This window comes from Candidatus Sarmatiella mevalonica, from assembly GCF_016751895.1.
GTDB lineage: Bacteria > Pseudomonadota > Alphaproteobacteria > Rickettsiales > Rickettsiaceae > Sarmatiella > Sarmatiella mevalonica.
On the sequence record NZ_JACVVM010000037.1, the window covers coordinates 1 to 12287 of the forward strand.

Annotated in this window: 13 protein-coding genes and 1 pseudogene; 7 read left to right on the forward strand and 7 right to left on the reverse strand. The window is 37.3% G+C overall.

The genetic code is table 11. The features are described 5' to 3' along the window. From Sarmat_RS03865 to Sarmat_RS03875, 3 genes are all read left to right on the forward strand, one after another. Positions 1-242: transposase (locus tag Sarmat_RS03865; RefSeq protein WP_202148995.1), on the forward strand; the 242-nt coding region annotated here is incomplete at its 5' end. Between the two features lie 22 nt (positions 243-264). Then, positions 265-405, forward strand: a complete 141-nt coding sequence (locus Sarmat_RS03870) for a transposase (protein ID WP_202148994.1) — start codon at positions 265-267, stop codon at positions 403-405. Between the two features lie 59 nt (positions 406-464). Then, on the forward strand, positions 465-719 hold the full coding sequence (locus tag Sarmat_RS03875; protein ID WP_202149516.1) for an IS630 transposase-related protein: 255 nt from the start codon (positions 465-467) through the stop codon (positions 717-719). A gap of 68 nt (positions 720-787) precedes the next feature. On the opposite strand, the pseudogene Sarmat_RS06865 reads toward Sarmat_RS03875, so the two are convergent. Further along, positions 788-907, reverse strand: a pseudogene (locus Sarmat_RS06865) (IS481 family transposase); the annotation flags it as partial. 224 nt (positions 908-1131) lie between these two features. Between Sarmat_RS06865 and Sarmat_RS03885 the strand changes: the two are divergent. From Sarmat_RS03885 to terL, 4 genes are read left to right on the forward strand one after another with little or no spacing between them, the layout of a single operon-like run. Beyond that, positions 1132-4194 (forward strand): hypothetical protein, encoded by a 3063-nt coding sequence (locus tag Sarmat_RS03885; protein WP_202149518.1) that lies wholly within the window; start codon positions 1132-1134, stop codon positions 4192-4194. Between the two features lie 22 nt (positions 4195-4216). Further along, positions 4217-6982, forward strand: coding sequence for a sodium:solute symporter family transporter (locus Sarmat_RS03890; protein WP_202149519.1), 2766 nt, complete (start codon positions 4217-4219; stop codon positions 6980-6982). 37 nt (positions 6983-7019) lie between these two features. Continuing rightward, a complete protein-coding gene (locus tag Sarmat_RS03895) occupies positions 7020-7259 on the forward strand; it encodes a hypothetical protein (RefSeq protein ID WP_202149520.1) in 240 nt (79 codons plus the stop codon). 6 nt (positions 7260-7265) lie between these two features. Continuing rightward, the gene (gene terL / locus Sarmat_RS03900) at positions 7266-8924 is read left to right on the forward strand and encodes a phage terminase large subunit (RefSeq protein WP_244127128.1); all 1659 of its coding nucleotides are present in this window, start codon (positions 7266-7268) and stop codon (positions 8922-8924) included. A 22-nt stretch (positions 8925-8946) separates the two neighbouring features. Here terL and Sarmat_RS03905 read toward each other — a convergent pair whose 3' ends face one another. The 6 genes from Sarmat_RS03905 to Sarmat_RS06715 all read right to left on the reverse strand — a co-directional run. Then, complete coding sequence (locus tag Sarmat_RS03905; protein WP_202149525.1) at positions 8947-9912, reverse strand: IS481 family transposase; 966 nt, start codon at positions 9910-9912, stop codon at positions 8947-8949. Between the two features lie 115 nt (positions 9913-10027). Continuing rightward, the gene (locus Sarmat_RS03910; RefSeq protein WP_202149521.1) at positions 10028-10972 is read right to left on the reverse strand and encodes a GNAT family N-acetyltransferase; all 945 of its coding nucleotides are present in this window, start codon (positions 10970-10972) and stop codon (positions 10028-10030) included. Then, positions 10965-11405, reverse strand: coding sequence for an NUDIX domain-containing protein (locus tag Sarmat_RS03915; RefSeq protein ID WP_202149522.1), 441 nt, complete (start codon positions 11403-11405; stop codon positions 10965-10967). Before Sarmat_RS03915 ends, Sarmat_RS03910 begins: the two co-directional genes overlap by 8 nt. Beyond that, a complete protein-coding gene (locus Sarmat_RS03920; protein WP_202149523.1) occupies positions 11402-11884 on the reverse strand; it encodes a hypothetical protein in 483 nt (160 codons plus the stop codon). The genes Sarmat_RS03915 and Sarmat_RS03920 overlap by 4 nt, the downstream gene beginning before the upstream one ends. Next, positions 11833-12102 (reverse strand): GNAT family N-acetyltransferase, encoded by a 270-nt coding sequence (locus Sarmat_RS03925; RefSeq protein WP_244127131.1) that lies wholly within the window; start codon positions 12100-12102, stop codon positions 11833-11835. Before Sarmat_RS03925 ends, Sarmat_RS03920 begins: the two co-directional genes overlap by 52 nt. Next, the coding region (locus Sarmat_RS06715; protein ID WP_207187035.1) for a hypothetical protein at positions 12077-12287 on the reverse strand (211 nt) is incomplete at its 5' end. The genes Sarmat_RS06715 and Sarmat_RS03925, both read right to left, overlap by 26 nt.

The following is a 12287-nucleotide window of genomic DNA, read 5'->3' on the forward strand; positions in this document are numbered from 1 at the left end:
AGCGCCATATTGTTGTGGATACCTTGGGCTATCCGCTGAGCATTGACGTTCATAGTGCGACGCCCCATGACAGCAACTGTGCTAGGGAAGTCCTATTTGGCTTAAAGCAAAACTTTCCGAGGCTGGTAAAAGTTTTAGCAGATCGGGGGTATCAAGGTGATTTACAAAAATGGTTTTATGCGCATACGCAGGGGTGTTTGCTGAGCATTGTCAAGCCGGTAGACGGAACGAGGGGGGTTTAAGGTTCAGCAATGGCGGTGGCTTGTGGAACGCTCGTTTGCGTGGCTGGGTAATTTCAGAAGATTGTCCAAGGATTATGAGATTTCCCCTTCATCCGCTAAGGCTTTTGTTCAATTAGCTTTCACAAAAATTATGCTGAATAGGTTAGTTAAATGTTTTGCGTGACTGGTTCTAAATATAAGAGGGAGTAAAGTGAAAGCAATAACCCTTATATTAAAGATGACATGACATATTCAATAGATTTTCGTAAGAAGGTATTAGAAGTAAAGGAAAAGGAGGGGCTTTCATTTAGCGAAGTAGCATTAAGATTTGGGATATCAAGAGCAGCAGTATTTAGATGGAGCAAAAAAATAGAGAGCAGCAACAAAAGAGATAGGCCATGGAAGAAGCTAGATAAAGAGGTATTAGACCTCTTTCGAAACTCACTCATGATGAGCAAATGCGAGGAGTATACGAAGCACAGCGCCGCAGCATACTAGAGTATGTGAGGAGCGCAAAGGAGTTTTGACAACAAAATTACCCCACGGAATAGGTTATGCAAGAGGTCTATTGTCTTTGGGTTAACATTAAATCTTTTAGCCGCTTTTTCTATGCTCTCTTTACTATCACGGATCTCTCTACGGATTGCCTCCGTTGTTCTAGCATTCACGTGTAATATTTGCCCCATAAGATTTTTCTCTTCATAATATACACCATTATTCTCTGGGATCAAACACCTAATACAAAAGTATTACTCTCTTGGCTTTATGCAGCAGGTATAATATCTACGAACTCTTTAATATCAAAAAATAGATTGCAACTATCTCTGGTTTATGATTAAATCCTTGGCAAGGGATATATCAAGCACATATCCTACCTAGATATCCTATGTTTCATATGAGAATTTAATACATGGACTGGAATCCTATCTTAATTTTATTATACCTACTAGCACTAACTGCAGTAGCATTACGCTTATCCTTTAAAACCAAAGCGTTCAGTAAACCTCTTGCGCAATTTACTCATGAGGAGCAACTACAAGGAGAGCACGCGACAAACTCCGAGAATACTAGGACGTACGAAGGCTTTAGATTAGCAACAATAGCGCAACCAGCATCGAACGCAGGGCCAGCTAAAAATGCTCATGCCACAAATGCTGTAGACGCATCGGCAAACTGTGGATATTGGCATTCTTTTTCTTTTCAAATCATTGCTTCACTTGCGATTAATTGCGCATGTAGTTTTGTATGCTTAAAACACCTACAACTCCAAGCTTTGCAAAACTTAAGTAATATACAGTTATTCGAGATTGTTGCGCTGTGTTCTATAGTGGAAGCGATAATTGGCATCACTCTGCTAAGCTCCACCTGCTCTTATTTTAAAAAGGTCGATATTTCATATAGCTATACCTTTCATTGGCTGAATGGCAAAAAGAAGGAATGTATACTGCAAATTTTCTCAATCGCTTTCTCTATCGCAATCATCTGCATCCTGCTAAAAATCTTTCAACTGATACTAGCAGTGTATTGTATTGATGTTTATTACACAAACCTCTTATTTACTCTTTCCATATTTTTATTATTTAGCATAAATAAGATAGATGTATTTCGTCACCTCACTACTATCGTCGTATTAGTAGTGATGATATCCATGACGTTCTTCGCTCTTCACATTACATCTTATGCCAATCTATTATACGATCTTTCATATCTCAAGAACCAACTGCTAGGAGTAAAAGCCACGCTCTTTTTATGCCTCAAAACAAACCCTCTATTGTTGTTGGCACTCATCACTCCAAAAATTACCCCAGTTCTTTTTTCTTCAGCTCATAGCTTAGGTAACATTGAGAAAATTAGAAAACATACACTGTACGTTTTCATTCCGATGATCATACTACTATTCGCGTCGCTAATTATTAGCATACACATTCCCACTCAAGATATTACTGCATTATTAAGTCATCTTGAGCGTTTTAGCATTATTTATCCAGCAGCATTACTATCATGCATCGCTTTACTGCTCATCAATATTATTTTACATCTGGATAGCGCTACAACGCGCATCAATCTAATTTGCGAACTTTTGCCTAAGCAATTAGGTATTTCGAAATATTCAGTGCATACCCTAGCAGTAATTATACTCATTTCAGCGCTCTTAATATTAAAAATAAACGCCGAGCTGCAATACTATTTAATCAACTTATTCTGCATCATCTACTTTGGATATATAGCATGTACCAACACCATTCTCTTAGCGTTTATTGGCTGGGGGGTGAATAAAACAAAAAATCTTAATAGACTACGGTCATATATCATACTCTTTCAATATCTCTTGGTCATAGGTCTTTATTCGCACTTAGGATGGCAGTTAATTTTTGTCTTATGCACTGTAAGTTTACTATGTTTTGCGAGAATAAAGGAGCACTTGTTATCTCTTATGCAAAACGCATACATCTCGTTCTCATCTATTTCGTTAAAATACATTATCCACTTTACAAAACTCGCTCATGAGGAGCGAACAAAAAGAGCGAATGAAAGTGCGGAACCCCAAAGAGTAAATGAAGTACAAGGAACGCGAACATCAACAACGACGGCACGGTCGCAATCGACGGTAGAGTCGCAAACAGAGGCTAGTGACCCCTCTAATTTTTATCAACAACTATACTATGCAGTTATACAATGGGCGCAACGCATACGCTTAGCTCTAGCAGACGTGGCGCAGCAATACTATCCTAAAAATTATGTAATAATATACGTGAGCTGCTTCTCGATTATCTCCACCTCTCTTGCAATCGCTAACTTAGGTAATATTGTCTTCAAAAATCACGCCATTGTGTCGTGCATCATCCCTAGCATCTACACTCTTTCAACTCTCACAGTCATTCTCGCTGTATGGCGGAACTATCAATCTACACTTATACCAATAAGATATATTTTGTGGTACTCAGTGCTTTTTTGGTCGCTATTAGGTAGCGCGATGTGCATGCTGTATATCTCGCGCTTTGCTAATTATCAACTATTGGTTTTTCTCACAAATGTTTTGATTTTTGGATATCTAGTACCAAAAAGCATACTCATAACATCTCTTTTTGCATACTTACTCTTCATTCTCTCGAGGTGCGATTCATTGAATTTCGATACGCGTCAAACTTTTGCAATTTATTCTATTCCAAGTTTCATAATATTCATGATAACTTTTATTAAAAGTTACAAGTGGTCAGAAATTCCGCTTACCCTTATTGATTCTTTAGACACTAGAATTACTAAACTACAGTCTAGCATCGCGCCAGAGTATAGCATTAAAAAACATGTAAAAAGGGAGGTGCTCTATAAACAATCTCGAATACTAGATGTCTTCAACTCAGAATTATATCATCTCATTACTCAAGATGATGCAAATATAGATAAAAATAAACTTAGTACCATACTCAATACCACGGAGTACTTGACAACCCAAATGTGTTTTTATGTGCAAAATATCTTAAACGCATCAAGAGTTTTTACGAGTCATAAGAAGAATCATAAGAAAAGTTCTTACATGATGCACGATCTCAGTCTTTTATTGCGCGACAGCTTACAGACAAGTCTGATTTTGCGCCAAAACCCAAAACAACTCAAAATTAAAAGTGATATAGAAAATAAAATTTTCTTCAAATGTAACCAACAACAAATATCACAAATTTTCTTAAATACGTTACTATCAGCTATATCTTTGGATAAAAAAGAGCAAGAAATATATGTTTTCTTAAAAAAAAAGCAAAATTATATACATTTTTATGTAGGTTTCACTGGACATTCGAAAAATTTGCATTACGTTAATCAATTCGATACCACTGGTTTGGTTAATTACCGTGGCATTGAGGCTGAGACCCTCGATTTTATCTTATGCAAAGAAATAGTACAAGAAAATAAAGGTACTATGTTGATCGAAAATAGTTTTGGCCTGATTCTAATTAAAATTCAATTTAAGATCTAATATTAAATAGTAGAGTCAACATATGTTTCAAATAGATTTCATCATCTTCGTGTCATTCTTGGTTGCTACGATTGCTCTAGGGTTAGTCTCTAGCCGCAACATCAAAACTCTCAAAGAATACGCGCTAGGTAATAGGAACTTTAGCTCTCTCACTATCTCCGCAACGATAGTGGCGACTAGTGTTTCTGGTTCTGATTTTTTTATTTACCTCTCGAGCACTTATGCCGAGGGGTTGTTCGTGTTATCTTACGCAATAGGCGATATACTCATATTCCTGTTACTTTTCTGGTTATCCAAAAGGTATTACTGGATTCTTGGCAAAATGTCTGTAGCTGACGCAATAAACTCTCTCTTCGGCAGAATACCAAAGCTCATTACCGCCTTTTGCGCCATCATACCATCATCAGGTATGATTGCAGTGCAGTTTGCTGTAGGCGCTAAATTATTCGAATATAGTCTTGGTATTAACCCAACCTACGGTGTATTTCTAACAGCGATTGTCACCGTTTTATACTCATCTCTTGGCGGCATCAGATCCGTCACTTTTACAGACGTAATACAACTTCTCACTTTTGGTACCGTTATTCCAACCTTGGCTTTTTTCGTCTTTAGTAACATCAATAGCGTATCAGATATCGTAAATGTTTTTCATACCAATGAAGCATTTAATGTGAGTAAGTTATTAGACCCACACGATGGTAGATTATATGAGTGTATAGCACTCATCATTTTCAATCTAATACCCGCAGGATCACCGGCAAGCTTTCAGAGAATCGCGATGAGTCGCAATACCTTTCAGCTTAGAAAGGCTTATCTATTCTCTTTTGTTATGAGCTTTTTTATCATATCCACTATGTGCTTCATAGGTCTACTGCTTGTGGCATATAATCCTAGCCTCAGCCCAGATCATGTAGTGCAATATGTGTTATTTGAAAACTCAAACCCAATAATCCGTGGATGCGTGTTAGTTGGAGTAGCGTCTATGATGATGTCTACTGCAGATTCGATAATTAACTCCACCGCTGTATTGCTTACTAATGACTTAATCAAAGATCTGATTCCGAGCTTAAAGCCTGAAAACGAACTAAAAGTAGCGCGCTGTATATCAGTGGTAATAGGCGCATTGGCATTAGTACTCAGCATGCAAGATAAAACACTGATAGAGCAGATTAACACGGTCTTCTCTATTTACCAAGCAATAGTTTCGCCGGTCTTTTTGCTGTCAGTCTTTGGATTTAGATCAGAGTCTCGTCCAGTAGTTATTGCAATGTGCACAGGTTTTTTCTGTATCATGTTTGCCCACTTCCAATTAGGATATGAGTTCGTCGCTGCCATGCCTTTCTGCTATTTAATAAATGGATGTGTCGCAGTAACGATGCATAAACTCTTAAAATGTCCGCAGCAGTGGGAGCCTATGAAGTTAGATCACTCCATGCAGGTATATTACATGTTGCGACATAGAAGAATGGAGCAATTCTATGCAAAATGCAGAGAGTTTAATCTACGCCAATACCTAATGTCACTGCTACCTTCTAGTATTTCTGAGGTTTTTTGGACTAGTATCTTCTCTTTTATTGCAACCTCAGCTTCTCTCTATAGCTTAACAAACACAACGCTGCAAACCTATCCGGTTTTAACTCAATGGTTTGGCCCGCTAGCAATTACTTGCTCTGCGCTCTGCTTCTTTAGGGTATACTATAGGTCTCAGTGGTACTATAATTCCATCTTTGCTTTTGCTTGGTATGCTAATCTTTTCTATTCTCTAATTTTCGTGAATCTCTTAGCTCTCTTGTTAAGTGGTTTCGATAACATACAATTAATTTCATTTCTTTTTAGTATAATGATAGTTACTAATCTTGTTGGATGGAAATGTTTTTTAGTAGGTTTTTCTATAGTTACTATGACTGGATTAGTTCTAAATAATCAACTATATTGCATTGATCTTTGTGGCTTCTATTTCCATAGCGCAAACTTAAGTGTTTTCTATATTTTCATAATGTTAATGAGTAGCTTGCTAATAGGCTCTAGACCTAAGCAAAAAACTTGGGATAAAAACCTCAGTGTTCTACAAACTTTAAAAGATCAATTGAAAAATTTAAGTAATAACATCGCTCAAAATATCCACAATGAAACATTACTCACGCAAAGACTACAGCACGAATCCTGCACCCCATTCACCAGCGCACACGTTGGGTCAGACTTGTTGTCAGCGAACCTCATGAACATGAGTCAGGAAAAAATACAAGAGAGCCTCTCGCTTATTTTTCGGGGCATTTATAGATTGAGTTGTTATGTAAATAGCATGATTTTGATGGCGCGTATCATATGCGATGGCAAAGCATTCTTGTATGATACACAGGAGGTGAATATCTCTGACGTGCTCGCCAAAGCGATTGAAAATCATAAGGTTACTTATCCAGAGGTAAAATACACTTCAAAAGTTGACCCGAATATTTGCATTAGCTGTAAACGCGAGTATATTACTCAAGCCTTTGTAAATATCATTCACTACCTCTCGTACATATCAACGAACTCTCAAGTGCATTGTGCTTTGTATCAAGATGATAAAACTGCATTGTTAGAAGTATCTACTCAGCGCAAATTAAAACGAGAGTTCTTGGAATATTTACTTAATACAAACATAGTAGATATTAAGCAAACTAATGCATTCGAAGGATATGATTTGTCTTTTATAGTTGCTAAAAAAATAGTAGAAAGTTATGGTGGATCAGTTGAATTTCAAGCCGATGAATCATCAGACTTAAAAATTATTTATAAGTTCCTGTAAATTCGTATCTATAAAATTTTTGAACAAGACTAGATATTTGTTCAAAAGCGAAGGGGCGCCTAGCAAACGCCACTTTTCTTTTATTAGACCTCTTGCCCAACTCGCTCATGATGGGCAAATGCTAGGAACATACGAAGCACAGAGCCGCAGCGTACATGAAGTATGTGAGGATTCACGCATCGATAGGAACTCGCAGTTATCATCAGGAGTAGAGTTATGCAAGGGGTCTATTTTTCCATACTCAACACCTCTCTTATTAGTTAAACAGCAACATTAGGTTAAGATGCATAAAAATTCGGTGCAAAATCACAATACTTTTATGCAACATAACAATAAACCTCTTGCCCAACTCGCTCATGATGGGCAAATGCTAGGAACATACGAAGCACAGAGCCGCAGCGTACATGAAATACGTGAGGATTCACGCATCGATAGGAACGCGCAGTTGTCATCAGGAGTAGAGTTATGCAAGGGGTCTAATATAGCTACTAAACAGAAAATTCAACTATTAGATGCTATACTCAGAATAGATCTAAACAGCTTTATTCATAAAACATTCAACCACCTCAATAGTAGCCAAGAATATGAGGCAAATTGGCATATAGATCTAATCACACACTATCTCCAAGCGCTCACTAATGGAGAGATAAGAAGATTAATAATTAACATACCACCTCGTTGCCTTAAATCCTCCAGCGTGAGCGTAGCATGGCCGGCGTGGCTTTTGGGTCATGAGCCAACAAAAAAAATTATCGTGGCAAGCTATAGTATGGCTCTTAGTATTAAACACTCACTAGACTGCAGATTCGTGATGGCATCGCCGTGGTATCAACGTATCTTTCCAAACACAATCATCAGTAAAAAACAAAACCAAAAAAATAAGTTTCTCACCACTATGCATGGCTTCAGAATGGCAAGTTCTATAGGTAGCACTCTTACTGGGGAAGGGGGAGATATATTAATTATTGACGACCCGCACAACCCAGCTCATATACATTCAGTCAAAACACGCAATAGGGCTATAGAATGGTTCGAGCAGGTTTTTGCTAGTAGATTGAATGACAAGAAGAATGGGGTGATAATATTGATTATGCAAAGATTGCACAGCCAAGATCTTGCTGGATATCTAAGTAACCTTCCTGGGTGGGAAAAGTTAATAATTCCCAACAGCACCACGCAAGAAATTCGCTATAGTATACCATACTATCAAAAACATCAATTAGATATTCGTAAAACGACGGAAGAAGTGATATACAAAGCCAACTCTCGCCTCTACGAACACGAAACTCCCGTTAATATAGAAAACCTGATATCAGAAATAGGATATATAAATTATTGCACGCAATATCTGCAACAACCACCAGAAGAACGTTACTCGCTACTCCATAGAAAAGAAATAGTATTTTACGATGTGCATGAGTTACCAACGAAATTCGATTTTTTTGCTCAAAGCTGGGACACTGCCATCAAGGTTAATCAGGACTCCGACTATAGTGTATGCCTAACTTTTGGCGTACATAATGATAGGTTTTATTTACTTCAGATTCTGCGCGATAAACTAACCTATCCTAATTTAAAACAGCTAGCAGTACAAACCTACCAAGCGTTTGCACCAAGATTCGTAATTATAGAAGATAAAGGCAGTGGACAGCAGTTAATTCAGGATATGCTGGTGCAAGAACAGGTCAGGCGCGAGGCTATAGCTCCTTTCAAGCCAAAACTAGATAAAATCACGCGCTTCTCTTCTGTTATCCTCGATTTTCAAAGTGGAAACATATTACTACCAAAAAATGCGCCTCATATAGAAACTATCCTGTATGAAATAGAGAATTTCCCTTATGCGAAGCATGATGATATTATAGATGCTTTTAGTCAATTTTTAATTTTTATGCGTCTTGAAGCGAAGAAAATGAACTGCATCGCGCGCATTAGATCTTTTTAACGGATGTTTATCAATACATAACTCATCCTTCATTTTTAGTGTTTAGTCCCAGTAAGAAATGGTTAGGATTAAGTATAAAATATTCAGGATGAGTTGTCCACTGATTTAATATAAATTGCCAAGGAGTTTTACCTTTGATGGCTTTAAGTCGTTTAGCGAAGTTATAAGCCATCAAATAAGCATGCAGATGCTGTTTTAGCTCATCATGAGATGCATAATGGAAACTGTTTACAGTTGCTTCTTTGAGCGTTCTGTTCATTCGCTCTACCTGCCCATTAGTCCAAGGATGCTTGATCTTAGTCTTTCTATGCTCTATCTGATGCTCATTGCAAACACACTCAAATATATGAGTAAAAGCATTTTTATGATGATCGTGATTGGTAAATTGAATCCCATTATCTGTGAGCACCTTATGTATTTTATAAGGTACAGCTTTAATAAGGTTACGTAAAAACTCTGCGGCAATCATCTTAGTCTGGCTTTTATGGAGTTCTGCATAAGCAAACTTAGATGTTCTATCAATTACTACATATAGATATAATTTGCCTTCAGCTGTCCTTACTTCTGCAATGTCTATATGAAAATAACCAATAGGATATTGCTTGAATTTCTTTTTATCAGCAGAGGTAGATATTTGTTTTTTAGGCAATACAGAGCAGCCATGACGCTTTAAGCAACGATGAAGGCTTGATCTGCTCAAATATGGAATCGTTTCTTGTAAGCTATACAATACATCATCCAAAGGTAATTCTGTCATCTTTCTGAATGCGACTATAGATTCTTCTTCAGCCTCAGAAAGTACTGTGGATTTTATCTTTTTAGGACCCATCGGAAGGTCTTTCGTATCTTCTCTTTTTCTCCACTTGATGATTGTTTTTGGGTTAACATTAAATCTTTTAGCCGCTTTCTCTATGCTCTCTTTACTATCACGGATCTCTCTACGGATTGCCTCCGTTGTTCTGGCATTCGCGTGTAATATTTGTCCCATAAGATTTTTCTCCATAAATTATTCTCTTCATAATATACACCATTATTCTCTGGGATCAAACACGAGATCGACGCCTTTAGTTCTGGAGTAAGAGTTGTTTTCGTGATTTGATTTTTCATAACACTTTCCCGAGATCGACGTATTGTTCTTGAATAGAAGGATCGTCAAACGGCATTTCCAGAAAGCCTAATTTTCTGTAAAAAGGCTCAGCACTAAGACGACTATGCATTTTGAGTACTTTTATATTTTGTCTTTTGAGCCACTTTTCAAGCAGAAACATCATTTCTGCCCCATAGCCTTGGCGTTGAAATCTGGCATCTGTTGCAAGGGAGCGGAGCGCTGCATCTGATTCACTCAGAAATTCAATATGAGCAACCGTCCGAACTTTTATTCCATGACACAATATAAAGTGATAGGCGCTGCTCGCCGTGACGCTTGGATGATGAGGATCATAAACAACTCCAATAGGATCGAATATTTCTGTCTTTCGAATACGATGATAACCTTCCCATTCTTGTATATGAGTTACTTTCAAGAATCTGTGTCCGTTGTATCCGCTCGTTTTTAAAATCTGACGAATAAAGCGATCTTTTCCTAAATTATAACCTCTGAACATGCTGCCTTTTTGCTTTTGAAATGAAGCCTCGTCCTCAATAAGCGTTTCTTTAATTTGCGCATACTCTTTAAGGCTTTGAGGATTTGAACGCAAATGGTCTCTAAAAAGAATATTAAGTTCAATTTCTGGATGACCTTCTTCAAAAACGTGGAGATTTATTTCATCTTGGCCGCGTTTGGTAAATCCAAATTTAAACGGAATATTCCACTCGCCTTTATAAGCAAATCCGGCTTTTTCAAGTTGAGGGATAGAGATCTCTCCATCTTTTACCACAGCAATCATATCAATTTTAGGTTTAGCTGCTAAACCAGGTACCGCCGTTGAGCCAATATGGTTAATTGCTAAACAATTACCACCCAAGGCTTGCCTAATAAGCTTTGCCTCTTTTTCATAAATATGAGGCCAATTTGGATCATAGGGAACGACTTGGATTTCTTTAGACATTTCTAAACTCTACATAACGTTGATTGTTAAGGTAACTTTTGATGCCAAAAGCTACTCCTGGGATCATGGGTTCCGGTAACTTATATGGATCAAACCACCCTAGAGAATCCTGCTGTGAAGGCTCTAAATTTGTCGGTTCTTGAGCGCCGCCTAAATCACTAACAAAAAACAGTTCTAATGCATAAAATTTTTTCATAGAATCAAAATAATCTTTTTCTATCAGAAAAACTGTTGTTTCTAAAGTCGCATCCTTAAGCTTAATCCCGATTTCTTCTTCAGCTTCACGCATAATGGCTTCTTTTGGTGATTCACCTGCCTCAATACTTCCTGTCACGCAATGCCAATGTGAAGCCCAAATTTTGTTAGTCTTACTTCTTCTTGTTAATAGAATTTTGCTATCTTTTCTTAAAATTAAATGTGGTATTATCATCATGATGATTTTGCAACCTTCAAATATTGATACGTAAACGCGAGTGCCCGTCCTATAAAATAGCCAGAAAATAATCCACTTATTATACTTTCAATAATAGAGTATTTAAGGAACAAGTCTGGATCTGTCGACTTTAAATAGCCAAAATAATATTTAACAATAAAAAAGGCAAGCAATACTATAAGCGTTCCATAACCCCCAGGCACTTCAATTGACCATTCTTTTATAACCTTTGTTGTATTTCCTGTGTTTATAAAGAAGCTTGCTATGCTGCCTCCCATAATTACAAGACAAAATACCAAAGCATCATCTGAAAGAAGCGTTTGATATTGCGCTGCCAATAGTATAACGGGAATAATAAAGAGGCTCGATAGACGCAAAGTCTTTGGCCTTAAGTCTATAATGCCAATGAATAATACTTCTGCTAATATTAACCAGACCCAGAAAGGTGTTCCTTTAATGATATGCACAAATTCATGCATAACTCTTTCCTCATAAAATGGCAGCTAGAATTTTGCGTATAGCCCAGCCTCTCAAAATCAGTTACGTATCCTAACTTTTGATAGAATGTTTTTGCGCCTTGAAAGCTAATTGTGGCAACAGTTGCCATAGAACATCCTGACTTACGGCCATAATCATGAACCGCTTCCATCAGTTGACGCCCCAAACCATTCTTACGATGAGCCGGATGTACCCACAATTGATCGGTATAAATAGACCTCTTGCGTAAGTATATAGAATTGGAAATTACTTACAGGGAGGGATTGATATTTTTTATAAAGCGTGTATAGAACTTGATTTTTAACCAACAAGAGACTATACACAATGATAAGATACAGTAAAATTGCTAAACATCCAAGAGTTTTTTTAAGATTATTTGGCATG